The following is a 25,969-nucleotide window of genomic DNA, read 5'->3' as shown; positions in this document are numbered from 1 at the left end:
TGGCTTACGGCTTTGACTTACTGCGTTTTTTTCTTGGCGGCCTGCGCCTTGGCAAAACGCTCAGGGTCCCAATTCTCAAGAACTTTGGAATTGTCGTCGCTGTCATATTCATGCAGCACACGTTCGCGCACGCCCGCGATCTGGCGGAACTGTTCGGCCAGTTTAAGCGGATACATGCCCTGTTTGATCTGCGTGAACCCCGGCAATTGCCGCAGAATGCCCGAGGTTGAATGTGCGCAATAGGCGTTCATCACCGGGCCGTTGGCCTTGGCTAGTTTCAACGCCAGCTCAGCGACCTCTGGGGTGACGTCGATTTCCTGAACCACAACATGCCAAGTTTCACGCGCATGATAGCGGGTGTACACATCGGCCACCTGCGGCGTGACGCCAAACAGCACATCGTTGCGTTCGGGGATCGAGTCGTGATGGAAGCTGCCTGACGGGTCAAAAATGACCCGCTCAGAGCCGTTGATCATCAACGATGTATGCCCACCGGCGCCGGAGGTATTGCTGATCATGGTGAAGAGCGTCAGGCGGGGCGGGCCAGAGTGGTGATAACGCACCGCGCGGATCGCTTCTTCGGGGGCCCAAACCGGATCAGCAGCGCAGCCGGCAAGGGTTAGAACGGCCAGAATGGCACCTAAAAGCTTACTCATAACCGTCCCCAAGGAAATCACCGAAGTTTCGCAGAAAAGGGCCGGTTCAGGCCCCGATCAACGCAAGGACAATCAATGCAACGATAATCGCGATTGTTGACCGGGTGGCAAAGGTTACAAACCCGTCAAAGGTTTCTTTTTGAACCCGGATGTCCATTTCGCCGTGTTTGTGATCAGCCATTGCTGTGCTCCAGAATCTTAGATTTCGACCAGTTATTACTGTATTTGTTTCGGGCTGTCACCCTGCCCTTGTCGATTTGCATAGCGACATTTCGGACGGCGGTTGTTGCGGTTCAACTTCCTTGATCGAGATCTTGCGCCAAGCGAAACCCGATCCGGTTTGGCGCGGCGGTTTCGACCTGTTTCGGCAGGGCACGCAGAATCACCGAAAGCTGGCTGACGTGCTCGATCAGCTGGGTTTTGATCCCGCTGTCGTCCGAGCCATAGAAGGTGACGATGTCGGGGTCGAAAAACCCCATGCCCTCGATTCTGATCACCCCGGCATTGCCGCCGGCGAAGCCCATAGCAACCTCGTGTTCGTTGTCGAGTTGTTCCTCGAAATTCTGGATATAGAGGATCAGCCGCTCATAGGCCCATTCGGCCGGGCTTTTTTGCTCCACCGGCTTTTGTGTCACTTCGCGCGGCACATCGGTGCAGGGGGTGACATTGGGGTCGGCGTGAACTTCGTGACGGCGGGGGAGCACGCTGTCTTCGTGGGCTTCGGCGGTGGTTTCGATCTTGTCATCCATGCGCGGTTTCCAATTCTGACGGGCCGATCACAGAGGCAGCGCCGTGGTTTCCTTGATCTCTTCCATAACGAAACTGGCCGAGATATCCGAGAGCGGAATTTGCGCAATCACGCGTTTGTAAAACGCATCATAAGCGGGGACGTCGGCGACCCGCACCCGCAACAGGTAATCAAGGTCACCGGTCATGCGATAAGCGCCGACGACCTCGGGCATGGCGCGCACTGTTTTCTGAAACCGCTCCATCCACCCCGCATCATGCGACGAGGTGCGCACCAGCACCATGACCTCAAGCGGGCAACCAAGCGCGACCGGATCAGCCAGCACCACCCGCCCCCGGATCACCCCGGCTTGCTCCATCACACGGATACGCCGCCAACACGCATTGCGCGACAGGCCGACACGCTCTGAGATGTCATCCACGCTCAGCGAAGCATCGCGTTGCAGGTGCGACAGAATGCGGCGGTCTATTTCGTCAAGTTTATCACTCATACTTGGGATGGTATCCCAAAAATTCCCGGCACTACAGTGCAAATTGAGACATTTTCGCAGGTGTTCATTGATAGCCTGCTACCAACCCGACCTTGAACACGAACAGGAGCCCCCACATGGCCGACGCACAGAGCAACACCCGCACGCCCAGCAACCCGCCTTTGGCACGGCTTTTCCTCGATCATCCGCATTCAGTGAACGAGAGCTATTTCGGGCATATGCGTTTTGCCCTTGGGTTTGCGTTCTGGCTTGGGCTGGCGGCACTTGCGGCGATGGTCCACGCGATCCTGCCGTTTGCTTGTGAGACCACGGCAAGCCGGATCACCCGACGGCTTTATGCCCGGATCGAGCATCGTGGGCCTGAGACGTAAGCCGCACGAAGCCCGTCGTTAAGCCGCCTGCCAGAGCCACGCCCCATCGGCGTGCTTGCTGCGCGTGGCGCGGCCGGTTGTCAGCAGGTGATTGAGATGCGCAATGGTTTCGACCAGCGCCAGTCCGAAAATCGCATCATCCACCTTGCGCTTGAAAAGCGGCGCAAAGCAATCAGCCGCCACGCGTGGCGTGGCGAGATGTTTCACCAGCCGATCAAGCGCGGAGTGGTGATTTTCAGCCAATTGATGCATCCGGTGCGGCAGGCCGGTAAAGGGCAGCTTGTGCCCGGACAGCACCAAGTGGTCAGCGCGCGCCAGCGGCGCTAGGCGGGCGCAGCTTTCAAGCCACTCTCCCAGTGGGTCGGCTTCGGGCTCGGTCGGATAGACGCCGATGTTTGGGCTGATCGACGATATGATCTGATCCCCGGCGATAACGAGATTGTCGTCCTTGCTCCAGAACGTCAGGTGTTCGGGTGCGTGGCCGTTACCGATGTGAACATCCCAGTCGCGCCCGGCGGCGTGAAACACATCGCCCTGCTGCAGGCGGGTAAAGCCCACCGGAAGGGGGCGCACATATCGGCAAAGTTATAGGGCCGCTCGCTCAGGCGTTTTTGCAGGTGTTCGGCGCTCATCCCCGAGCTGCGCCAATAGATTTCTGCGGCTTTGCTCGGGCGCTCCTCAACGTCCAGAATAAGCATCCGCGCCATAAGATAAGCGGTGCGCGACATCACAAGCTCGGCGCCCTGCTCGACCAGCGCGCCGGCCATGCCAATATGATCCGGGTGGTGATGTGTCAGCAGCACGCGGCCAATCGGTTTGCCCTTGAGCGGTCCGTTCTGAAGGCGTTGCCACAGGTCGACGGCGCGGCGCGAATAGACGCCCGTGTCCACGATGGTCCAGTGATCCCCGTCGTCCAGCGCGTAGATGTTCACGTGGTCAAGCGTCATAGGCAGAGGCAGACGGATCCACAGCACGCGCGGTGCAACCTCAATCGCTTCGCCCTCGGGTGGTGGTGCCTCCCAAGGGTAGCTCAGAGTGCCGGCTTGTCCATCCATCACGCGACCAGATCGTCAGGCGTTACGGCATAGAGATCACCCGCCCCTGCCGTTGCATGGGCAAGGCTGGCGGCGTGCTCGGGCAAGAGCCGCTGGATGTAAAACCGCGCCAGACGGGTGCGCGGGCCGTCGCCTTCTTCGGCGCAGGCGGCTTTGAGGTGGAAATGTGCGCCCAGAACGCGACCAAATGCCATAAGGAACGGGACCGATCCGGCAAAGCGTTCGTTCATGTCCTTTTGCGCCACCATCCATTCGGTAGCTTCGCGCAGAGTTTCAGTGGCGTTCCACACCGACTCGGCCATGCGCGGTTGTTTCACCCGCACGGATTCGGCATGGGTTTCCAGCTCATCCAGAAGTGCGGCTGCGGCCTCGCCTCTGTCCATCAGCTTGCGGCCAACAAGGTCCATCGACTGAATGCCGTTGGTGCCCTCATAGATCGCCGTTACGCGCACGTCGCGCGAATATTGTGCCGCGCCGGTTTCTTCGATGAAGCCCATGCCGCCATGCACCTGCACCCCCGTTTCGGCAACGCGCATGCCGGTTTCGGTGCCGAATGCCTTGGCAATCGGGGTCAGGAATGCGGCGCGCGCCTTCCAGTCCTTGTCGCCGGTGGCGTTGGTCATGTCGATCGCCACCGCACAAGAGAGCGCAATCGCGCGCGCGGCAAAGGTTTCGGCCTTCATCGTGGCCAGCATCCGGCGCACATCGGCGTGGTCGATAATTGTGCCGCTTCCACCTTCAACCGGGGTGCGGCCCTGTTTGCGTTCTTGTGCATAGGCCAATGCGTGCTGAAACGCGCCCTCGGCGACGCCAACGCCTTGGACGCCGACGCCCAGCCGCGCGTTGTTCATCATGGTAAACATCGCCGCCATGCCGCCGTGCTCTGGCCCGACGAGCCAGCCCGTTGCGCCGTCAAATTCCATCACGGCGGTCGGGCTGCCGTGAATGCCGAGCTTGTGCTCAAGGCTCACCACGCGCAGGGAATTGGCCTTGCCCGGGTTGCCATCGGCATCAGGAATGAACTTGGGCACAAGAAACAGGCTGATCCCCTTGGTGCCCGGCACGCCATCGGGCAGACGCGCGAGCACGAGGTGGCAGACATTCTCGGTAAAGTCGTTATCGCCCCAAGTGATATAGATCTTTTGTCCCGACACCGCATAGGTGCCATCGCCGTTGGGTTCCGCCTTGGACCGCAGGGCGCCCACATCCGAACCGGCCTGCGGCTCGGTCAGGTTCATGGTGCTGCTCCACTGGCCGGACATGAGCTTGGGCAGGTAGGTCGCCTTGAGCGCGTCCGAGGCGTGATGTTCCAGCGCCTCGATCTGGCCTTGGGTCATCAGCGGGTTGAGTTGCAGCGACAGGCAGGCGCCGCTCATCATGTCGTTAACGGCGGTGGTCAGGGTCATCGGCAGGCCCATGCCGCCATATTCGGGATCACCCGAGATCGACACCCAACCGCCTTCGGTTATGGCAGCGTAGCCATCGGCAAAGCCGGGGCTGGTGCGCACGACACCGTTTTCCAGCCGCGCGGGGTGGAGATCGCCGTTCCGCTGCAACGGGGCGAGAACCTCGTCAGACAGCCGCCCGGCCTCGCTCAGGATGGCCTGAGCGACGTCTTCGCCCGCCTCGGCGAAACGCTCGGTTGCAGTGACCTGAGAATATCCCACGACATGATCCATGAGATAGGCAAAATCCGCTATTGGCGCACGATATGGCATAGGTTCCTCCCGAGGATTGACCGCTTGGCTTTGGTTGGGTCCGCTTGTATGCAGGTCCGCATCCCAGCGTAAAGCAAGATTTCCTGTCTGATCTATCTAAACGCCGCGTCAATCGAGCCAGTTCAACGATGCAAACCAAAACCTTGTCCACCACACCAGAAGGGATCAATGCCGCCGCAGCAAGTCTGGCTGCAGGCGGGCTCGTCGCTTTTCCAACGGAAACTGTCTATGGCCTTGGGGCGGATGCGCGGAATGGGAAAGCCGTGGCGCGGATTTATGACGCCAAGGGCCGGCCGAGTTTCAATCCGCTCATTGTGCATGTGGCGGACGCGGCGGCGGCGCAAGAGTTTGTCGTCTGGAATGAAGTTGCCGAGACGTTGTCGCGGCATTTCTGGCCCGGCGCATTGACGCTGGTGTTGCCGATCAAGGACGCCAGCTCAGTGTCGCCGCTGGTGACAGCGGGGTTGCCAAGCCTTGCCATTCGCGTGCCGACCCACCCGGTGGCACACGCCCTGTTGCGCGCTTTTGGCGGGCCGGTGGCGGCGCCCTCGGCCAACCCGTCGGGACGGATCAGCCCGACAACGGCGGAGCATGTGGCAGCCGGTCTTTCAGGACGGATTGATGCCATTGTCGATGGCGGGGCCTGTGGCGTTGGATTGGAAAGCACCATTGTCGGGCTAACCGGCGCGCCCACTTTGCTGCGCCCGGGCGGCGTGGCGGCAGAAGAAATCGAGAGGGTTCTTGGCCATCCGCTTGCCGATCATCAGGGTGGTATCGCCGCGCCCGGACAATTGGCCTCGCATTATGCGCCGGGAGCCGCAGTTCGCCTTGAGGCGAAAGATATACGGCCCGGAGAATCGCTGCTTGGCTTCGGCCCTGTTACGGGCGCGACATGTAACCTCTCCAAAACCGGGAATTTGATTGAAGCGGCAGCCAACCTCTTTGCGATGCTACACGCGATGGATGACGGCAAAACCCCAATCGCCGTTTCGCCCGTGCCTGACACCGGCTTGGGGCGCGCCATCAATGATCGGTTGCGCCGCGCCGCCGCCCCACGCGAGAGTTAGTTTGCGACAGCAGCCTTGGTGAGACATTGCCAGCCTCTGCCCCAGCACTTTCAACTTTCGCCAAATGCCCAAACTCCGACACTGACTTTTAGAGTGACGGACTCCGGTTCAGGCGTGACCGGCTGCTGCCGACAGGGTCAAAGGGTCAACGCCAAGCGTTTTCAGCGCCGCCTCCCATTTGCGCAGGTCGGCTTCTTCGAAAACCAATGATTGCTCTGCCTCGCAGGTGAGCCAGCCATTGGAGAGAATTTCATCTTCCAATTGTCCCGGCCCCCATCCCGAATAGCCCAGCGCCATGATTGCGAAGGCCGGGCCAGCGCCAGCGGCCAGTTCTTCGAGCACATCAAGCGTTGCCGTCATACCGAATTCATCGGAAACGCGCAGAGTCGAGATGTTGGAGACATACTCCCCCGAATGAAGAACAAAACCGCGCCCCGGTTCGACCGGGCCGCCGAAGTGGACAGGATGGTCGCGCAGGCAAGTGCCGTCGCCGATGTCGAGTTGTTCGACAAGATCTTTAAGCCGCAGATCACCAGTGGGTTTGTTGATAATAATGCCCATCGCACCATCAGGCGAGTGGGCGCAAATGAAGACCACGCTTTTTTCGAATCGGGGATCCCCCATGCCCGGCATAGCGATCAGCATTTTGCCGGTCAGGTCGATCGCGTCAGTTGGGATCGTGTCAGGCAGGGTGGCATCATTCATACTATGAGCATGCGCTGTGCCGGGCGTGGTTTCAAGGTGGTGCGCATGCGACTTTCGGCGCGGAGTGGCGGAACCTCGCCGGAAAGTGAGTTGGCATTTCACGCGCGAGCGGGCATCTCTTGCGCTATGCGAAACCGATTTTCCCTTGCCCTTGCGGCACTGCTCACTGCCCTGCCCTTTGCCGCCACGGCGCAGAGCGGCGGCGACCCTTATAGCGAGATGGTGCAGACGCGTATCCTTCCCGGTTGGCAAATGGCGGATGGGCGTCACATGGCCGGGATCGAGATCAAGCTGGCGCAAGGCTGGAAGACCTATTGGCGCGCGCCGGGCGATGCCGGGATACCGCCGCTGTTTGACTGGAGCGGCTCTGCCAACTTGCGCAACGTGACCGTGAACTGGCCCACGCCGGGGGTATTTCACCAAAGCGGCGCGCGGTCGGTCGGCTATAAAAACACCGTCGTTTTGCCAATCACGATCACCCCTAGGCGCGATGGCAAGCCCGTGCGCCTGAGCGGCACGATTGATCTTGGGGTGTGTCGCGATGTCTGCGTGCCTGTGCATGTCTCCCTGAACGAGGTTCTTAAGAGCGGCGCATCTAAGCCCGACCCGGTGATCGCTGCTGCTTTGGCCGATCGCCCCTTTTCCGGCAAGGAAGCCGGGTTGAAAGCCAGCACCTGCGTTGTGTCGCCAACAAAAGACGGGCTTGCTGTTACGGCTGAGTTTACTTTGCCCGCAGCGGGCGGGCGTGAGGTCGCGGTGGTGGAAACCGGTGACCCGATGGTCTGGGCATCTGAGCCGGATGTGGCGCGCAGCGGCGGACGCCTTGCGCTTTCCTTTGCGCTTGTTCATGCGTCAGGCGGGGCTTTCGCGCTCAATCGTTCGGCCCTGCGCTTTACCATTCTTGGCCGCAATCATGCAGTCGATATCCAAGGGTGCAGCGGCTAGCCGTCTGCGACCTAGATCTCTTTGACTTCGAGCACTCCGGGGAGGCTTTTGATTGCCCCTTTGATTTGCGGAGTAACCGGAAACTCCGCGCCTGCGTCGATCTCAACCTCGCCGGGAAGCTCGTGATCCATCAGGCAGAACAGGATCGGGCCGCGCCCGCCGGTTTTCACCTTTTCCTGCGCATCCGCCAGCACATGGGCCACGGATGTCACCGCCTCGGCATCCTCAAGGAAAATCTTGAGGCCGACGCCGCCGACATCGGCCACCACGCTATCAATCGGGGCCACCGAACGGCCCAACAGTTTGAGCTGATCGCTTTCAAGCGTGGCCTCGACGGTGACCACGACCTTGGCGCCGGTTTCCAAAAATTCGCGTGATTTCTCAAGCGTTTCGGAAAAGAGCGTCACTTCGTAAGCGCCCGTCGTGTCCGACAGCTGCACAAAGGCAAAGCGGTTGCCGCGTGCGGATTTGCGTTCTTGCCGCCCCGCCACGACCCCGGCCAGCTTGGCGATCATCGGGCCGGACTCGGCCTTGGCTGTGACCTCGTCCAGCGTAGAAACATCCTTGCGCTTGAGCGGCAGCATATAGTCATCAAGCGGATGGCCGGATAGATAGAAGCCGACCGCCTTGAACTCTTCGCCCAGACGTTCGGCGGGGAGCCAGTCGGCCACCGGCGAGAGGCGCGGCTCGGGCAGATCGTCACCGGCTTCGCCAAACAGCGACACCTGATTTGAGGCGCGCTGTTCATGCACGGCAGCGGAGTAGTTCATCAGCCCTTCGAGCGAGTCAAACACCCGGCGCCGGTTGCTGTCCAGCTGATCAAACGCCCCGGCGCGGGCCAGCATTTCGAGCGGGCGCTTGCCCACCCGTTTCAGATCGACCCGGCGGGCGAGGTCATAGAGTGTGGCAAAAGGTTTATCGATGCCGTCAACCTTGCGCCCTTCGGTGACAAGGCGCATCGCCTCGACCCCGACGTTTTTGAGCGCACCCAGCGCATAGTGCAGCACCTGATCGCGCACGGTGAAGGTGGCTTCGGAGCGGTTCACGCAAGGCGGCAGCCAATTCAGATCAAGCCCTTTGCGAACCTCTTCGAAATAGACCCCGAGCTTGTCCGTGAGGTGGATGTCGCAATTCATCACACCGGCCATGAATTCGACCGCGTGATTGGCCTTGAGCCACGCGGTTTGATAGCTGACCACCGCATAAGCGGCGGCGTGGGATTTGTTGAAGCCGTAGTTGGCGAACTTCTCAAGAAGGTCGAAAACTTCGGAGGCTTTCTTCTTATCGACGCCATTCTCCATAGCGCCTTTTTCGAATTTGGGCCGCTCTTTGGCCATCTCCTCGGCGATCTTCTTACCCATGGCACGGCGCAACAGGTCGGCGCCGCCGAGGCTGTAGCCCGCCATGACCTGTGCGATCTGCATCACCTGTTCTTGGTAAACGATAATACCTTGAGTTTCCTCAAGAATATCGTCGATTAGCGGGTGAACGCTTTCGCGTTCCTTGAGGCCGTTCTTGACCTCGCAATAGGTCGGGATGTTCTCCATCGGGCCGGGCCGATAGAGCGCGACAAGGGCCACGATATCCTCGATGCAGGTCGGCTTCATGCGCTTGAGCGCATCCATCATGCCCGAGCTTTCAACCTGAAACACGGCCACGGTTTTGGCGGCGGCGTAGAGCTTGTAGGACCGCTCGTCATCCAGCGGGATCGCGTTGATTTCGTTTTCGGTGCCTTCGGCGGGGGTGTAAAGTTCGGTCCCGTCGGCGGCGATGTGGATCGGGCGGCCTTCGCCAAGGATCAGGTCAACGGCGTTTTGGATCACGGTCAACGTTTTGAGGCCGAGAAAGTCGAATTTCACAAGCCCCGCTTGTTCGACCCATTTCATGTTGAACTGGGTCGCGGGCATGTCAGAGCGCGGGTCGCGGTAGAGCGGCACCAGCTCATCCAACGGGCGGTCACCGATCACCACACCGGCGGCGTGGGTTGATGCGTTACGCAGCAGGCCTTCGACCTGCATGCCGTATTTCAGCAAGCGGTCCACCACCTCTTCGGCGCGGGCTTCTTCGCGCAGGCGGTCTTCCTGCGCCAGTGCCTGTTCGATCGAGACGGGTTTGACCCCCTCGACCGGGATCATTTTCGACAGGCGGTCGACCTGCCCGTAGGGCATTTGCAAGACGCGCCCGACGTCGCGCACCGCCGCCTTGGAAAGCAGCGCACCAAAGGTGATGATCTGCCCCACTTTGTCGTCGCCGTATTTCTCCTGAACATAGCGGATCACCTCTTCGCGGCGGTCCATGCAGAAGTCGATGTCGAAGTCGGGCATTGAGACCCGTTCGGGGTTTAGGAACCGCTCAAACAGCAGCGAATATCGCAGCGGATCAAGGTCGGTGATCGTAAGCGCATAGGCCACGAGCGAGCCCGCGCCCGACCCACGGCCCGGACCAACGGGAATGTCATTTTCCTTGGCCCAATGGATAAAGTCCGCAACGATTAAGAAGTAGCCGGGAAAGCCCATGCCTTCGATGATTCCCAGCTCAAATTCGAGCCGCGCCTTATAGTCCTCGACGCTGACTGCGTGCGGGATCACAGCGAGGCGCGCGGCGAGCCCTTCTTCGGCCTGACGACGCAGTTCAGCAACTTCATTGTCGGCGAATTTCGGCAGGATGGGATCGCGTCTGTAGGTGGCGAAGGCACAGCGGCGAGCGATTTCAACCGTGTTTTCAATCGCTTCCGGCAGGTCAGCAAAAAGCACCGCCATTTCCTGTGGGCTTTTGAAATAATGCTGCGGCGTCAGGCGGCGGCGGTTGTCCTGTTGGTCGACATAGGCCCCTTCGGAGATACAGATCAGCGCATCATGCGCCTCATACATCTCTTCGCCGGGGAAATAGACATCGTTGGTTGCCACCAAAGGAAGGCCCATCGCATAGGCCATTTCGACATGGCCCCGTTCTGTCAGGCGTTCGGCATCGGTCGGGGTGCCGTCTTCGCGCGGGTGGCGTTGAAGTTCGACATAAAGGCGATCTCCAAAGATCGCGGCGAAACGGTCCATAAGAGCCTGCGCGGCGGGGCGTTGAGCGTTTTGCAACAACCGCCCGATGGGGCCATCCGGCCCGCCAGTTAAACAGATCAGCCCCTCGTGATGCTTGCCCAGATCCTCGAGCGTGACATGCGGCAATTGGCCGTCGCTACGCAGATAAAGACACGAGTTGAGCTTCATCAGATTGCCGTAGCCCGCCTCGGTCTGGGCCAGCAGGACGATTGGCGCAGGCGGCGGCGGGTTTTCACCGGGGCCGGCGGCAATATAGCTGAGATCGACCTGACAGCCGACGATGGGCTGCACCCCTGCCCCCTGCGCGCTGACCGAAAATTCGAGCGCGGCAAACATGTTGTTGGTGTCGGTCACAGCCACGGCGGGCATGGCCAGTTTTTCGCAAAGCGAAGGCAGCTTCTTGAGACGGATTGCGCCTTCGAGAAGGGAATATTCGGTATGGGTGCGAAGGTGAATGAATCGGGCTGGGCTGCTCATGAAGGTGACCCTATCGCGGGGTGCCGCGGCAGGAAAGCGGCAAGCGGTCCGGGGCGTATAAATTTCCCAAAAACCATCCATAAATAATTAGCCACATGGAAAACTATCTTGACGGCTTCAGGCGCCCTCAATAACTTAGCCATATGGATAACCAAACAGCTCTCGATTCGATCTACCACGCCATGGCCGACAGCACGCGCCGCGCCGTGGTGGCCCGGCTAACCCAAGGCCCCGCGACGGTGAGCGAGCTGGCTGAGCCACATGAAATCGCCCTGCCGACATTCCTCAAACACTTGAAGGTGCTGGAGAAATCCGGCCTCGTGCGATCCGTAAAAAGAGGCCGCGTGCGCACCTGCCATATCGAAGCGATCCCGCTGCAACAGGCTGAAGATTGGCTCGCTCAACAACGCCAGTTGTGGGAAGGGCGGATTGACCGCCTTGCCGCGCTGGCCGAAGAGATGGAAGGTCAAGAGCGATGAGGGAAGGATGCGTTTTTAAAACCATGTCTTTCGAGCGCGAGATTGCCTGCACGCCAGAGACGCTGTTTGCGGTCATGACAAGTCCAGACGCGCGCGAAATCTGGGGGGCACCCAGCGAAACAGAGGTGTTGAAGATCGACAGGTTTGATCTTCGGCCCGGCGGCTTGGAAATTGCGAAGTGCGGCCCCAAAAGCCACCCGAAGTTTACCACGACGACCAATTTCCACGAGGTTTGCGCGCCTGAGCGGCTGGTTTTTAGCGAGACACTTTCGGCGGATGGGCAGGTGTTGTCCTGTGCGCTGGTCACTCAAGAGATCGTGCCAACCGACGGGCGGGTAACGCTGGTCGTGACGCTTCAGATCTGCAGCCTAACCGGTGGCGAGATGTTTGAGGGTTACCGAACGGGTTGGCGCGCGGCCCTTGAGAACCTTGCGCATTATGCTCAAGAGCAAACGGTCAGGCCCTGATTGGTCTTTGCGTCGACATTGATCGAAATGGAAAGGACACCACTATGAACCCCGACCTCGACCTTTTGCTAGAGCGCCAGATCGCGGCCTCCCCCGCCACCGTCTGGCGTTGCTGGACTGAAAGGAAGGCGGCACGTGGTATACCGCGCCGGCCAAACATCTTTCGCCTGAGGCGCGCAAACGTCACGAAGAGATGGGTTCTCATGATGGCTGGGCCACCGCTGCGCAGCAGTTGGAAGACCTTGCGCGAACGCTCTAGGCTCCTCTTGCCTTAGAGTTACTCAAGCCAAAAGCATGTGGTCCGGCCGCGCCAATGCTCCGCTTTCCCCCGCAAGACGCCACATCATCCGCCCTTTTTCCAATTGGATTAATATTCTAGCCCACACGGCGCAGAGCCGCCTGTGAAACCGGCAATCCACGGGCGTTGTATGGAGATTCATGAATATTTGCTTGATTATCGTTTTTTCATTGAAAGACTTTCTGCACTGGGCAAAGATTCCACTCTTGCCAGAGCGGGGCCTTCCCCGCTTTCATAGACCAGACAGTTGCGCGAATAATAACGGGGATCCGCTTGCGGCTGGGGCATCCGCCCATAACGACAAAAAAACACGACCTGCGGTGTCAAAGGCACCGGAAAGGAAAACTGCGTGACGGGGACACTTCTTAAGATCGAGGGGCTGACCAAGGCCTATCCGGGTGTTGTGGCCAATGACACGGTCTCGTTTGATATTGGCGTCGGCGAAATCCACGCGCTTTTGGGCGAAAACGGTGCGGGTAAATCCACGCTGGTCAAGATGATCTATGGCTTGGTTAAGCCTGACAGCGGCGCGATGACGATGAACGACGCAGCTTTCGCCCCGCCCGAACCGCGCGCGGCGCGGTTGGCGGGGGTGGCGATGGTGTTTCAGCATTTCTCGCTGTTTGATGCGCTGAACGTGGCCGAGAACATCGCGCTTGGGATGGAGAACCCGCCGCCGCTGCGCGACCTTGCTGCACGCATCCGCGCGGTGAGTGAAGAATACGGCTTGCCACTTGACCCGTTTCGCACCGTTGGGGATTTGTCCGCAGGCGAACGTCAGCGGGTCGAGATCATCCGCTGTTTGCTGCAGGATCCCAAGCTGTTGATTATGGATGAACCCACCAGCGTCCTGACACCGCAAGAAGTTGAAATTCTGTTTGAAACCCTGCGCAAACTGCGATCCGAAGGAACGTCGATCCTTTATATCTCGCACAAGCTGGAAGAAATTCGCGCCCTTTGCGATGCGGCGACGATCCTGCGATTGGGCAAGAACGTGGGCTCCTGTGTGCCGCGTGACACCACGGCGCGGGAAATGGCCGAAATGATGGTGGGCAGCGAATTGCAAACGCCAAAATCGGCCGGGGCCAAGATGGGCGATGTGGCGCTTGAGGTGACCGGCCTGTCGATGCCATCGCCGGGGCAATTCGGCACCGCGCTTAAGAACATTCATTTCGACCTGCGGCGCGGTGAGATCCTTGGGATTGGCGGCGTGGCGGGCAATGGGCAGGACGAATTGTTGCTGGCTTTGTCAGGCGAAATGTCGGTGGTAAGTGATGCGATCAAACTGGGCGGTCGTCCGGTGGGGATGTTGGGGCCGAACAAGCGGCGCGAGGCCGGGTTGCTGTGCGCTCCAGAAGAACGCATGGGGCACGCGGCGGCCCCGGATATGAGCCTGACCGAGAATGCGCTTTTAACCGGGGCGGTGCGTCGCGATCTGGCCGAACGCGGGTTTTTGAAATGGCGACAGGCCAAGACCTTTGCCGAGGAGATCATCGAGAAATTTGATGTCCGCACACCGGGACCAGAGAATGCGGCGCGCTCGCTCTCCGGTGGGAATTTGCAGAAATTCGTGATCGGACGGGAGGTGCTGCAAAAGCCTTATGTTCTGGTGGTGAACCAGCCGACATGGGGCGTTGACGCCAGTGCCGCCGCTGCGATCCGACAGGCATTGCTTGATCTGGCTGCCGGGGGGGCCGGGGTGATTGTGATCAGTCAGGATCTGGATGAATTGATGGAAGTGTCAGACCATTTCGCGGCACTTAACGAAGGGCGGCTAACCGGCAAGCGGCTTACCTCCGAGCTTGATGTTGAAGAGATCGGGCTGATGATGGGTGGGGCGCATGGCATGGAGGTGGCGCATGTATAACCCGTTGGAATTTGAGTATTTAGGGCAAGATGAAAACCGCGGGGAATGGCGCCTATGATGAAGCTAGAAAAGCGACCGCAGCCGTCCAAGGTATTCGCCTATTTGACGCCCCTATTGGCGGTGGTGGCAACAATGATCGCGGGCGGTTTGCTGTTTGCCGCGCTGGGCAAGGGCCGGTTGAAGCGATACGCACGATTTTCTGGGAATTCGTTGTTTGGGGAACATGCGTTCTATTATCGACCTCAGTTGCTGGTCAAAGGTGGACCGCTGATCCTGATTGCGATCGGCTTGTCTTTGGGCTTTCGCGCCGGGATCTGGAATATCGGCGCCGAAGGGCAGTACATTCTGGGGGCGATTTTCGGAGCAGGTGTCGGGCTGGCGTTTTATCCGCTTGAGGCGTGGTATGTCTTTCCGCTGATGATCATTGGCGGCGCGTTTGGTGGCTGGCTTTGGGCGATGATACCGGCGCTTTTGAAAGTAAAATTCGGCACCAACGAAATTCTTGTTTCGCTCATGTTGGTTTATGTCGCCGAGCAGCTTTTGGCCTCGATGTCGTTGGGATTGCTGAAGAACCCCGAAGGGCATGGGTTTCCCGGCTCGCGCAATCTCAAAGATTATCCGGCGGCGTTTAACGATGACATTATCACGGGAACCGGCATGCATTGGGGTGTGCTGAGCGCCTTCATCGCCGTCATTTTCGCCTATATCCTGCTCAATCGGCACATGTTGGGGTTTTCCATTCGCCTGACCGGCGAAGCGCCACGTGCGGCGCGGTTTGCCGGGGTGAAGCCGAACCGGTTGATCCTGTTCTGTCTTGGGATGTCGGGGCTTCTTGCCGGCTTGGCAGGAATGTTTGAAGTGTCGGGCCCGTCGGGCCAGATCAGCATTGATTTCAACACTGGCTATGGCTTCACCGCCATTATCGTGGCCTTTCTCGGGCGGTTGCATCCGGTGGGCATTCTGCTGGCTGGCTTGCTCATGGCGCTGACCTATATCGGGGGCGAGATCGCGCAAGGCACCCTTGGCTTGCCGGCGGCGGCGATCCAACTGTTCCAAGGGATGCTGTTGTTCTTCTTGCTGGCCGTAGATTTGCTGACGAATTACCGCATTCGGTGGATATCGCGCGAGGTGGCGTCATGAAGTGGGTAGAGCGTTTGGTGATTTTATCGGTATCCGCAGAGGTTTTCGGATTTGGCCGCACCACAGGAGGCGCATAATGGACCTTTCAGCAATTAGCCCTGCCCTTTTGCTTGCCTCTCTCATGGTGGCGGCGACGCCGATCCTGTTGGCGGCGGTGGGAGAGTTGGTGGTAGAGCGCGCCGGGGTTTTGAACCTTGGGGTTGAGGGGATGATGATCACCGGCGCGATCTGTGGCTTTGCCGTAACTGTTGAGAGCGGATCGCCTGCTGTTGGCTTTGTTGCGGCGGCAGCAGGCGGCGCGCTTTTGTCGCTTTTGTTTGCGCTGCTCACGCAGTTTGCGCTGGCCAATCAGGTGGCAAGCGGGCTCGCGCTTACGCTGTTTGGTTTGGGGTTAAGTGCTTTGATGGGCCAAGGCTATGTCGGGATCAGACCGCCCCAGACGGAGGCATTGGACATCCCGCTCCTGAGCGACATTCCCTTTTTCGGGACCGTATTCTTTAGCCATGACCTCATGGTTTATTTCGGCATCGCACTGGTGGCGGCGGTTTGGGCGGTGCTTAAATACAGCCGCGTTGGGCTGGTTCTGAGAGCCGTGGGCGAGAACCACGATGCAGCGCATGCGCTTGGCTACAAAGTGGTGCGCATCCGGGTGGCGGCGATCATGTTTGGTGGTGCCTGTGCCGGGTTGGGCGGGGCTTACATCAGCCTGATCCGCGTACCGCAATGGACCGAAGGGATGACAACAGGTGCCGGTTGGATCGCGCTGGCGCTGGTGGTGTTTGCCAGCTGGAAGCCTTGGCGTGTGCTGCTTGGTGCCTATCTTTTTGGCGGTGTCACCGTGCTACAGCTGAATTTACAGGCGGCGGGGCTTGCCATTCCTGCTGAATACCTTTCCATGTCCCCATACCTGATCACCATCCTCGTGCTGGTCATCATGTCTGCCGATCGGAGCCGGGCACCTGCCTCGCTTGGTCGTACATTCCATGCGTCGGGCTGAGATCCGGCGCGGCTGCCAACTTGAAGAAACAGGGAGAAAAACCTTATGAAACTCACAAAACTGCTTGCCAGTGCCGCTGTGGCGCTTGGCCTGGCCTCTGGCGCTGTGGCGCAGGACAAAACCAAAGTCGGCTTTATCTATGTCGGTCCCATCGGTGACGGTGGCTGGACGTATGAACACGACAAAGGCCGTCTTGCCGTTGAAAAACACTTTGGCGACAAGGTTGAAACCATGTTTCAGGAAAGCGTGCCAGAAGGCGCGGATGCCGAGCGTGCGATCACCCAGATGGCGCTTCAGGGCGCGGACCTGATCTTTACCACCTCGTTTGGTTACATGGACCCGACGATCAACGTGGCCAAGAAGTTCCCCAAGGTGAAATTCGAGCACGCCACCGGGTATAAGCAGGCCGACAACGTCAGCGTCTATTCCGCCCGCTTTTACGAAGGTCGCGCGGTGCAGGGCCATATCGCGGGCAAGATGACCAAATCGAACATCGTCGGTTATATCGGCCCTTCCCGATCCCCGAAGTGATCCGTGGCATCAACAGCGCCTATATCCACGCCAAGAAGGTGAACCCGGACGTTGAGTTCAAAATTGTCTGGGCGTTTACCTGGTTTGACCCGGCGAAAGAAGCCGACGCTGCCAAGGTTCTGATTGAACAAGGCGCGGACGTGATCTTGCAACACACCGACTCGACCGCACCACAGGCAGCCGCCAAGGCGGCAGGCAATGTCATCACCTTTGGGCAGGCCTCGGATATGGGCGAATACGCCCCAATGCCGCGTGTCAGCTCGATCATTGACGACTGGGCGCCCTATTACATCGCCCGCACCCAAGCGGTGATGGATGGAACATGGACAAGTGTAAGCACGTGGGACGGCATCGGCGCTGGCATGGTCGGCATCGGTGAGATTTCGAGCGCCGTGCCTGCGGACGTCAAAGCCGAGGCGCTGGCTCTGAAAGAGGCGCTTGCCGCGGGGACGTACCACCCCTTCACCGGCCCGCTGAAAAAGCAGGACGGGTCGGATTGGCTTGCCGAAGGGGCCGTGGCCGATGATGGCGCGCTGGCTGGCATGAACTTTTACGTCGAAGGTCTGACCGGCGAAATCCCGAAGTAAGCCTTAATGACAGCTAGGTATGAGAAGGCCCGGACATGTTCCGGGCCTTTTTGCGTTGCGGGGCTTTTGATGACGGGCAAGGCAAGCGCGCATAGCGGACACTGCGATGCACATGGCCTGTGCCGAGGTGCAGGCCGCCCCCTTCCCTTCACAGTCTGCGCGTGGCAGGTTTGCTCTTATGAAAGAGCTGACATCCCCCGACGCGCACCCTGTTTCACGCTTTGCCTTTGGCACCATGCAGTTTGGCGGCCGCGCCGACCCCGAAGCGTCGGGCGAAATGTTCGCGGCCGCAATGGCGGCGGGGATCACGCATTTTGACACGGCGCATGCCTATAATGGCGGGCGGTCCGAAGTCCTGCTTGGTCAGTTGTGTGCTCAGCTTGCAGCGCCCGAGCGCGAGCGTCTGGTGATCGCCAGCAAAATTGCCAATACCGGCGCGGCCGATGCCGCGAGCCTGCGCGCGCAGTTTGAAACCTCGCGGGAGCGTCTGGGGATGGCGTGCATTGATGTCCTCTACCTCCACCGCTTCAACGAGAGCGCCATTGGAGGAGCAGATCGAAACGCTGGCGCAACTGCGCGAAGACGGCGCGGTTCGCTACCTTGGCCTATCAAATTTTGCCGCGTGGCAGGTCATGAAAGCCCGGCAGATCGCGCAAAGCCTTGGGCATGATATTGCGATCATTCAGCCAATGTATAACCTTGTGAAACGTCAGGCCGAGGTGGAACTTCTGCCGATGTGCCATGCCGAAGGGATTGCCTGTGCCGCATACTCACCTCTGGGTGGTGGGCTGTTGACCGGGAAATATACCAAAGGTGCCAGCGGGCGATTGACGGAAGATGAACAGTATAACGCGCGCTATAGCGACGCGTCGATGCGTGTTGCGGCACAGGGCCTTGCCGACCTCGCCCAAGAGCTGGGTCATGATCCCGCCACTCTGGCGGCGGCTTGGGTGGCACATCACGCGAGCGGGCCGATGCCGATCCTGTCGGCAAGATCGGTTGAACAGCTTGCGCCGTCGCTTGCTGCGATTGAGTTCGAGCTTGATGACGCGCTTTATCACCGGATCAGCGCGCTATACCCTGCGCCACCGCCCGCAACGGACCGGACGGAAGAGACATAGTTTCGACAATCGCCCCGCCCGGCCGCCTTGCGCCCGCAGCACCATTCGTGTGTTAAGTGTTTTCACCAAGACAGCCCCCAAGGAGCCGCCCCATGCCCCGCCGATTGAACCTCCCCGATAGTGCTTCGGTTGCAGAGCCGCGCCCGGATGGGCAACTATTTGCCCCCTCGGCCGAACGCAATGCGGCGGCGATTTGCGATCTTGTGGCGGATCATGCGCCGGACCGAGGCAGGGCGCTTGAGATCGCTTCGGGGACGGGGCAGCATGTGGTTGCGCTGTCGCGGCGTTTGCCGGATTTGACATGGCAGCCCAGCGATGTTGACCCGGTGAGACGTAGATCCATCGACGCGTGGGTGGGCAAGGCCGAGGCGGCGAATGTTGCGCCTGCGATCGAGCTGGATGCGACCGCGCCGGGATGGGGCAGCACGCAGGGCGACACCGCGTTGGTTTTGCTGGTGAACCTTTTGCATCTCGTGTCGACAGGCGAAGCCAAAACATTGATTTCCGAGGTTGCGCAGGCGCTCTCTCCCGGGGGGGTGTTCGTGCTTTATGGCCCATTTCTGCGCGATGGCGAGGCCTCCTCGGACGGAGATGCCAAGTTTCACGACAGCCTGCGCCGCCAGGACACTGAGATTGGCTACAAGGACAATTGGGACGTGATTGAGTGGCTTCAGTCACAGGGCCTTGAGTTGGTAGAAGTGGTTGAAATGCCGGCCAACAATCTTGCCTTTGTTTCGCGAAGCGCGACCGGCGGGTGACCGCGCAGCGAAATCGCGGGGTTGCGAGACAGGCGCGCTCAAGGGCAAGGTGAACCCGCGTCGTAACAAGTTCGGAGAGTAAAATGGCCCACCCAAACCGCCGCGCCTTTGGTCTTTCGATTGGCGCCCTTGTATTGACGGGCTGCCGGGCGCGCGGGCCTGCGCCGGTGCCTCAACCGAACGTGCCACCGCAACCGGGGAACATCGCCGCGCCACAGGTCATCCGCCCCAATTTTGGCGATAGCGATCCGGTGGATTTCAATGGTCGCCCGCCCTCGCGTTACAAAGTCCACGGGATTGATGCGGCCAGGTTCCAGAAAACCGCCGATTGGAATATCGCGCGCCAGAACGGCGCGAATTTTGCTTGGGTGAAAGCGACTGAAGGCGGCGACCTGCTCGACCCGAAATTCCACGACCACTGGCGCGGGGCCAACCGTGCAGGCGTCGAAACCGGTGCTTATCACTTCTATTATTTCTGCACCCCGCCTGAGGTTCAGGCCAAATGGTTTATCAAGAACGTGCGCAAGCGGCGCGGCATGCTGCCGCCCGTGCTCGACATGGAGTGGAACCCGTTTTCGCCCACCTGCACCAAACGCCCCCAGGTAAGGAAGTTCGCCGGCAAGCACGCATTTTCCTTGCCGCCCTTGAGGGGCATTATGGTCAGCGCCCGCTGATTTATACTACGCCGGGATTTTACGAGGACAATGACCTTGGCCGCTTGCACAACGTAGAATTCTGGCTGCGCACCACCGCAAAAACCCCGCGCGAGGCTTATCCCGGACAGCCTTGGCGCTTTTGGCAATATTCCGGCACCGGTCTGGTGCCGGGTTTCGTGGAAGAGACCGATTTGAACCTATTCAACGGGTCAGAGGCCGATTGGGCCGCATGGCTTGCTGCGCGGCGGGTGACATAGGCCGGGGGTTTCCCCGGCCCTGCCGGTCTTGATCTCGCATCCGAGGGTGGAGGCGCGCTTAACCGTCCACGCGGATATTGGCGTTTGACGGATCATAGGGGCTATCCTCGACAATCTCGGCGTCCCAAAGTTGATCAAACATTCTGACTTTCAACTTTTGACCGACAACCGCCAGTTCCGGCGCGACATAGCCCATGCCGATAGACTTGCTGAACGCCACCGAATAGCCGCCCGACGTCAGCCGCCCGACCTTGGTATCGCCATCATACAGCGCCTCACGGCCCCAAGGATCGGCATCGTCCGGCCCGTCAATCAGCAAGGTCACGCATTTTGCACGGATGCCTTTTGCCTCCATCTCGGCCTTGCCGTGAAAGTCTTTACCAAGGTCTACAAACCGCGGCAGATCAGCCTCTAGCGGGGTTGCATCGCGGCCCAATTCGGTTCCGAACGCGCGATAGCTTTTCTCCTGACGCAGCCAGTTTTGCGCGCGGGCGCCAACCAGCTTCATGCCATGCTTTTCGCCGGCGGCGGTCAGCAGATCCCAGAGGTAATTCTGCATCTCGATCGGATGGTGCAACTCCCAACCCAGCTCGCCTGTATAGGCGACGCGGATTGCGTTCACCGGGCACATGCCCAGTTCGATCTTGCGTGCGGACAGCCACGGGAACCGCTTGTTCGACAGCGCGGTGTCGGGGTCGGCATCGGTAATAACCTCGCGCAGAACATCGCGCGATTTCGGCCCGGCAATGGCAAAAACGCCCCATTGTGTGGTCACGTCCTGAATTTCGATATAGCCGAATTCGCCCATCTTGTCCTCGGCCGCTTTGCGCAGGAAGTCGGCGTCATATTCTGTCCATGCCCCGGCCGAGACGAGGTAATAATTGTCCTCGCCATTGCGCACGATGGTGTATTCTGTGCGCGTGGTTCCGGCAGCGGTCAGCGCGTAGGTCAGGTTGATGCGCCCAACCTTGGGCAGCTTGTTACAGGTGAACCAGTCAAGAAAAGCAGTCGCGCCGGGCCCTTTGACCACATGTTTGGTAAAGGCGGTCGCGTCGATCAGCCCGACACCTTCACGGATCGCCTTGGCCTCATCCACGGCGTATTGCCACCAACCGCCACGCCGGAAGCTGCGTGCGTCATGGTCAAAACTGTCCGATGCATCTAGAGGCCCATAGTAGTTCGGGCGCTCCCAACCGTTGACGAAACCAAACTGCGCGCCCAGCGCCTTTTGCCGGTCATAGGCGGGCGCGGTGCGCAGCGGGCGGCAGGCTTCGCGCTCTTCGTCCGGGTGGTGAAGGACATAGACGTGGTTATAGCATTCCTCGTTCTTGCGCGCCGCAAACTCGGTGGTCATCCAACTCTGCGAGTAACGCTTGGGATCGAGCGACGCCATGTCGATCTCGGCCTCGCCCTCCACCATCATTTGGGCAAGGTAGTAGCCGGTGCCACCCGCAGCCGTGATACCAAAGCTAAAGCCTTCGGCCAGCCACATGTTGCGCAACCCCGGTGCTGGACCGACCAGAGGATTGCCATCCGGCGTGTAACAGATCGGACCGTTGAAATCGTCCTTGAGACCGGAGTCGGCACAGGACGGCACACGTTCAGTCATGGCCATGTATTGTTCGGCAATTCGGTCAAGGTCGAGCGGGAACAGATCGGCGCGGAAACTGTCGGGCACGCCATGTTCAAAACGTGCAGGTGCGCCAACCTCATAAATGCCCAAGATCCAGCCGCCGCGTTCTTCGCGGGCATAAGATTGCGCATCGGCGTCGCGCACAACGGGGTGTTCCGGGTTGGTCTTGCGCCACTCAACTAGCTCGGGATCTTTGTCCATCACAATGAATGTATGTTCGACCGGAATCGCGGGCATTTTGAGGCCCAGCATTTTGGCGGTGCGCTGTGCGTGGTTGCCAGAGGCGGTCACCACATGCTCGGCAGTGATCACGACCTGTTCGTCGCTTTCCACGAGGTTGCCACCCTGCTCGACCATCTTGGTGCAAGTCACTTCCCAATGGCTACCGGTCCAGTGGAAGGCATCCGCCTGCCATTTACGTTCGATCATCACGCCGCGTTGCCGTGCACCTTTGGCCATCGCCTGTGTCACGTCGGCGGGGTTAATATAGCCGTCCTCGGTGTGGTAGATCGCGCCTTTGAGATCATCGGTGCGGATCAGCGGCCAGCGTTCCTTGATCTGATCGGGGGTGAGCCACTCATACTCCACCTCGCAGGTTTCGGCGGTCGAGGCATAGAGCATATACTCGTCCATGCGCTCTTGGGTTTGCGCCATGCGCAGGTTGCCAACCACGGCGAAGCCCGCGTTAAGACCCGTCTCTTCCTCAAGCGTCTTGTAGAAATCGACCGAGTATTTGTGAATATGTGTGGTCGCAAAGGACATGTTGAACAGCGGCAACAATCCCGCCGCATGCCATGTCGAGCCAGAAGTCAGCTCGTCACGCTCGATCAGCATGACATCGTCCCATCCGGCTTTGGCAAGGTGATAGGCAATCGACGTGCCAACGGCACCGCCGCCAACAACCAGAGCTTTGACATTCGTTTTCATGAGGCACCTCCGGGGCAACGCGTGTTCAAGTCGGTTTTAACGCAACCGAAAATTTACGCACAAGCGATCCGACACTTGGAGGTGCTTTTCCGACTTGCGACGGTAAAAGCGCTTGGTTTCATGCGGTGTAGTAGAGCAAATCAACGCCGCCGACATTGACAGGGCGTCGCAAAGGCATCGCCAGAAACCCGTGGTCAAGGTTTCCGGCGATGCGCGGGGTTCTCTTTAATGCGCAGGAGTCCTTGCGCTTGTCAGTCTGGGCTTACTGGTTTGCCTTGCAGAATTTGCCAGCACCACAGCCTGCCCCCGCTTTGGATTTGCCACCACCAAGGCGCTTGACCTCGGCTTTGCCACCCGTTCCGGTGCTTCGCGCTGCTGGTGCAGCGGCGGCTGCTGGCGCGGCCGAGGCCACGGCCTGTGCGCGCTCTTTGCGGACGAGATCGGCGTTCTTGTTGCAGGCGACTTTGCCATTGTCATGGCGCACAAGGCAGCTTCCCGGCGGCAAACCGCGATCCATTTCCATCAGGCGTGCCGCCTGTTGCGCCGGACCGTCACCTTTTTGTTTGGCAATATCCTGCGTGTGTTTGAAGTAGAGCGCCTGCTGGGTGGTCATTTCATTCGGCATCTTTACCGTGGCAAAGGCGCGGCTTTGGCGATAGTCGATCTTGCCATTCTGCATGGCGAATTGAGACGGCGCATTGCCCTGCGCAGCTCCTCCGCCCGTATTGGCTCCGCCTGCCTTGCGCTCTCCGCCTTTGGCCGGAGCGACACCGCCCATAAGCTCTTCGCGAAGGTTATCGCTCATCTCGCCTTTGGGCAGATCGCGTTCGCTTTCCGGGCGTTCGACCATCATTGCTCTGAGGCGTTGATACTCCCCTTCCGAGGGGCGCCCCGACATGAGGTCACGCACTTCCTTGCGGAAGCCCATTTCGATCAACTGGCCGAGATCCGGGATCGCACCGGCAGACATGTCAAACCGCCCGCCGGTATACATATTCATGATCATCGCGCCTTGGTTCGCGTTCATAAGCTTGAAATCCGCTGCTTTGGATCGCAGCTGATTAAACTGGTTGCGATGGCGATGCAGAGCCACTGCAATCTCTTGCGGATCAAGCTCTTCGGGCAGCACAACATCATTGCCGACGGTCGCCATCGGAGTTTCCAGCATGTTGTTAAGGCCGTCCCAATCGACCGCACCGAGAATTTCCATTGCCGAGGATTTTTCGGCATTCGCGTGCACTGTCAGCTCGACTTCTTGGCCAAAACCGATCACCCCGAGCAAACGACGGAAATGGGCACGATCAAAACCGCCCTTGCGTTTTCCACTGCTGGTCTGTTCAGCGACCATCGCAGCCATTCCGGTTCTCTGCGGCAATTCGATAAAGCTGACCCCGCCGATCACGTCATAGCCACGAACGGATGAGTGGCTGATCCCGCTCATCCCGCCCATAGCCAGATGAATCATCCCGCCAAGCGAGTTCGTGTTGATTTTCTCCCGGAGATTAAGGGAAATAAATATCGCTTCGTCGCCGCGTTCATAAACCCACGAGGTCTTGTCCATCTTGCCCGCGCTTTTCATGGCGTGCTGTGCTTTGAGGTTTTCAGCAATTGACGCGGCGCCGCCATTCTTGGCCATTTCCTCGTAATAGGTCACAGCGTCTGGCATGATGGCCGTATTTGTGGCTTCGCTGTATTTGCGCCGGGTCCAGCCTTCGGGCGCTTCGGGCAGAAACTTGAGCCCCCCGGATTTCCAATCGAGTTCGCGTTGGCGTTCGCGCTCAGCCGCCAGTTTCTCGGCTTTGGCTCCTAGAAAGCGCGCCTCGTAGGTGTCGATGTATTGGCCAACCGACATTTTGCCCAAGGACATGCCCGCTTTTACGGATTGTTGTTGATAATCAACGCCAAGGCCGACAATACCCGCCACGGCGACAAACCCGATTGCATAAAAGTTCATGTCACTTACTCCATCTTCCCCGACCAGAACATCTGGTTTGGTGTCCGGGGCCTTGTTGCCTCTGGTGTCCGGCCGCAATCTCTTGCCTGTCACGGTCCTTGGGTTGAAAACTCTCGCTGCAAAATCGCTAGCAAATGCGGCACTAATTTGCGCCTCGCCGGGTAATTATTGGCCCACGATCCAATCTTTAAGCTTGTGCGTGCCGGTCATATCGAGCCGCTCAGGCCATGTTTCGGGCAGATGATAGAGAGCGAGCCCGAAATCGGCGCTGATTGCGGGGCTGTCCTCGGGCAATTGCCGCTTGAGCGCGACACCGTCGATCCGAGCCAAAAGAGTTTCCACATCAGCCTGCGGCGCGTTCGAGATCACGTCGATGGTCAATTCGTGGCCAATCCGCGCAACATAGCGGTCATAGCCGATCCCCTTGCCGTCAACTCCGCGAATGTCACGGCGTTCAAACGCCAAGCCCTGAACGATGGCGGCGATTTTACCCTCGTGTAGACCGGCCACCTTGGCGGCCCAATCCGCCGAGGAATAGCTGCTTTCTTCAAGCCATGGGGGCATTTTCATCGCCCCGCGCATAATTGCGACAACGGTCCGGTAGTCGCCTTTCACATAAACGGCGGTTGCCGCGTTGATCCCGGCTTGTTCATAGAGCAGGAATTGCTCGAGGTCTGCGCCCATGGCGAGGCGCGCGTCCAGCCCGCGGCCCTTGGCTCCGGCAGTGATTGCCTCTCCATCCGAGCGCAGGTAGCTGCGCTTGTGCCAACCCGGGAGCGATTTCGGCAAATGCGAGGTCAAGGCAGGGCGGTCAAGGACGTCGACTTCGCTGTCGCCCCCGAAAAACCCATTTCCGCCACCGACCATCAGCCATGAAATCAGCACCAGTTGAGCCGCCAAAAAAACCACGCCCAATGCCAGTGCGCTGGTATTTTGGCGTCCGGCGCCAAACATATTTCCGATGCCGATCATACTCACTGCCCCAAACTGTTCACCAATTTAGAACAGTTATCCG

At 59.4% G+C, this 25,969-nt stretch carries 19 protein-coding genes and 5 pseudogenes; 13 read left to right on the top strand and 11 right to left on the bottom strand.

The genetic code is table 11. The features are described from left to right. Positions 1 to 17 precede the first annotated feature (17 nt). The 4 genes from N4R57_04940 to N4R57_04925 form a co-directional block, all read right to left on the bottom strand. Positions 18 to 656 (bottom strand): hypothetical protein, encoded by a 639-nt coding sequence (locus tag N4R57_04940; GenBank protein UYV38426.1) that lies wholly within the window; start codon positions 654 to 656, stop codon positions 18 to 20. A gap of 46 nt (positions 657 to 702) precedes the next feature. Continuing rightward, entirely contained in the window at positions 703 to 837 is a 135-nt protein-coding gene (locus N4R57_04935; GenBank protein UYV38425.1) for an aa3-type cytochrome c oxidase subunit IV, read from the bottom strand. A 112-nt stretch (positions 838 to 949) separates the two neighbouring features. Continuing rightward, entirely contained in the window at positions 950 to 1,405 is a 456-nt protein-coding gene (locus N4R57_04930; GenBank protein ID UYV38424.1) for a DUF6173 family protein, read from the bottom strand. A gap of 27 nt (positions 1,406 to 1,432) precedes the next feature. Continuing rightward, the gene (locus tag N4R57_04925) at positions 1,433 to 1,894 is read right to left on the bottom strand and encodes an Lrp/AsnC family transcriptional regulator (protein UYV38423.1); all 462 of its coding nucleotides are present in this window, start codon (positions 1,892 to 1,894) and stop codon (positions 1,433 to 1,435) included. A gap of 116 nt (positions 1,895 to 2,010) precedes the next feature. Between N4R57_04925 and N4R57_04920 the strand changes: the two genes are divergently transcribed. Beyond that, entirely contained in the window at positions 2,011 to 2,265 is a 255-nt protein-coding gene (locus tag N4R57_04920; GenBank protein ID UYV38422.1) for a DUF6356 family protein, read from the top strand. A gap of 18 nt (positions 2,266 to 2,283) precedes the next feature. Here N4R57_04920 and N4R57_04915 read toward each other — a convergent pair. Together N4R57_04915 and N4R57_04910 are read right to left on the bottom strand one after the other, a co-directional pair. Then, positions 2,284 to 3,320: pseudogene (locus N4R57_04915) on the bottom strand (MBL fold metallo-hydrolase). After that, complete coding sequence (locus tag N4R57_04910; protein UYV38421.1) at positions 3,320 to 5,038, bottom strand: acyl-CoA dehydrogenase; 1,719 nt, start codon at positions 5,036 to 5,038, stop codon at positions 3,320 to 3,322. Before N4R57_04910 ends, N4R57_04915 begins: the two are co-directional and overlap by 1 nt. Positions 5,039 to 5,166: 128 nt before the next feature. Here N4R57_04910 and N4R57_04905 point away from each other — a divergent pair, with 128 nt between their 5' ends. Further along, the gene (locus tag N4R57_04905; GenBank protein UYV38420.1) at positions 5,167 to 6,105 is read left to right on the top strand and encodes an L-threonylcarbamoyladenylate synthase; all 939 of its coding nucleotides are present in this window, start codon (positions 5,167 to 5,169) and stop codon (positions 6,103 to 6,105) included. A gap of 108 nt (positions 6,106 to 6,213) precedes the next feature. Here the strand turns inward: N4R57_04905 and N4R57_04900 are convergent, their stop codons facing one another. Next, complete coding sequence (locus N4R57_04900) at positions 6,214 to 6,810, bottom strand: YqgE/AlgH family protein (GenBank protein ID UYV38419.1); 597 nt, start codon at positions 6,808 to 6,810, stop codon at positions 6,214 to 6,216. Between the two features lie 126 nt (positions 6,811 to 6,936). On the opposite strand from N4R57_04900, the gene N4R57_04895 reads away from it, so the two are divergent. Beyond that, a complete protein-coding gene (locus N4R57_04895) occupies positions 6,937 to 7,755 on the top strand; it encodes a protein-disulfide reductase DsbD family protein (GenBank protein ID UYV38418.1) in 819 nt (272 codons plus the stop codon). An 11-nt stretch (positions 7,756 to 7,766) separates the two neighbouring features. Here N4R57_04895 and dnaE read toward each other — a convergent pair whose 3' ends face one another. After that, on the bottom strand, positions 7,767 to 11,282 hold the full coding sequence (gene dnaE, locus N4R57_04890) for a DNA polymerase III subunit alpha (protein ID UYV38417.1): 3,516 nt from the start codon (positions 11,280 to 11,282) through the stop codon (positions 7,767 to 7,769). Between the two features lie 143 nt (positions 11,283 to 11,425). On the opposite strand from dnaE, the gene N4R57_04885 reads away from it, so the two are divergent. The 10 genes and pseudogenes from N4R57_04885 (at position 11,426) to N4R57_04840 (ending at position 20,440) form a co-directional block, all read left to right on the top strand. Then, positions 11,426 to 11,761 carry a metalloregulator ArsR/SmtB family transcription factor gene (locus N4R57_04885; GenBank protein ID UYV38416.1) on the top strand — a complete coding sequence of 112 codons (336 nt, stop codon included), beginning with the start codon at positions 11,426 to 11,428 and terminating at the stop codon, positions 11,759 to 11,761. A 23-nt stretch (positions 11,762 to 11,784) separates the two neighbouring features. Next, positions 11,785 to 12,228 carry an SRPBCC domain-containing protein gene (locus tag N4R57_04880; GenBank protein ID UYV38415.1) on the top strand — a complete coding sequence of 148 codons (444 nt, stop codon included), beginning with the start codon at positions 11,785 to 11,787 and terminating at the stop codon, positions 12,226 to 12,228. 127 nt (positions 12,229 to 12,355) lie between these two features. After that, positions 12,356 to 12,487 (top strand): annotated as a pseudogene (locus N4R57_04875) (polyketide cyclase). A 388-nt stretch (positions 12,488 to 12,875) separates the two neighbouring features. Next, positions 12,876 to 14,393, top strand: coding sequence for an ABC transporter ATP-binding protein (locus N4R57_04870; protein UYV38414.1), 1,518 nt, complete (start codon positions 12,876 to 12,878; stop codon positions 14,391 to 14,393). Between the two features lie 54 nt (positions 14,394 to 14,447). Beyond that, the gene (locus N4R57_04865; GenBank protein UYV38413.1) at positions 14,448 to 15,533 is read left to right on the top strand and encodes an ABC transporter permease; all 1,086 of its coding nucleotides are present in this window, start codon (positions 14,448 to 14,450) and stop codon (positions 15,531 to 15,533) included. 76 nt (positions 15,534 to 15,609) lie between these two features. Further along, on the top strand, positions 15,610 to 16,530 hold the full coding sequence (locus N4R57_04860) for an ABC transporter permease (protein ID UYV38412.1): 921 nt from the start codon (positions 15,610 to 15,612) through the stop codon (positions 16,528 to 16,530). A 45-nt stretch (positions 16,531 to 16,575) separates the two neighbouring features. Further along, positions 16,576 to 17,648 (top strand): annotated as a pseudogene (locus N4R57_04855) (BMP family ABC transporter substrate-binding protein). 178 nt (positions 17,649 to 17,826) lie between these two features. Continuing rightward, positions 17,827 to 18,769, top strand: a pseudogene (locus N4R57_04850) (aldo/keto reductase). A 92-nt stretch (positions 18,770 to 18,861) separates the two neighbouring features. Beyond that, positions 18,862 to 19,527, top strand: a complete 666-nt coding sequence (locus tag N4R57_04845; GenBank protein UYV38411.1) for a class I SAM-dependent methyltransferase — start codon at positions 18,862 to 18,864, stop codon at positions 19,525 to 19,527. A gap of 83 nt (positions 19,528 to 19,610) precedes the next feature. Next, positions 19,611 to 20,440, top strand: a pseudogene (locus tag N4R57_04840) (GH25 family lysozyme). Between the two features lie 58 nt (positions 20,441 to 20,498). Here N4R57_04840 and N4R57_04835 read toward each other — a convergent pair. The 3 genes from N4R57_04835 to N4R57_04825 all read right to left on the bottom strand — a co-directional run bounded on the left by N4R57_04835 (position 20,499) and on the right by N4R57_04825 (position 25,926). Further along, a complete protein-coding gene (locus N4R57_04835; GenBank protein ID UYV38410.1) occupies positions 20,499 to 23,000 on the bottom strand; it encodes an FAD-dependent oxidoreductase in 2,502 nt (833 codons plus the stop codon). A 262-nt stretch (positions 23,001 to 23,262) separates the two neighbouring features. Beyond that, positions 23,263 to 24,954 (bottom strand): hypothetical protein, encoded by a 1,692-nt coding sequence (locus N4R57_04830; GenBank protein ID UYV38409.1) that lies wholly within the window; start codon positions 24,952 to 24,954, stop codon positions 23,263 to 23,265. A 165-nt stretch (positions 24,955 to 25,119) separates the two neighbouring features. Next, positions 25,120 to 25,926: a hypothetical protein gene (locus N4R57_04825; GenBank protein ID UYV38408.1), complete on the bottom strand. Its 807-nt coding sequence runs from the start codon at positions 25,924 to 25,926 to the stop codon at positions 25,120 to 25,122. Positions 25,927 to 25,969 lie beyond the last annotated feature (43 nt).

It is taken from the genome of Rhodobacteraceae bacterium D3-12, from assembly GCA_025916135.1.
GTDB lineage: Bacteria > Pseudomonadota > Alphaproteobacteria > Rhodobacterales > Rhodobacteraceae > JAKGBX01.
The sequence above is the reverse complement of the archived record's forward strand: the minus strand, read 5'-3'. Positions and strand labels throughout refer to the sequence as shown.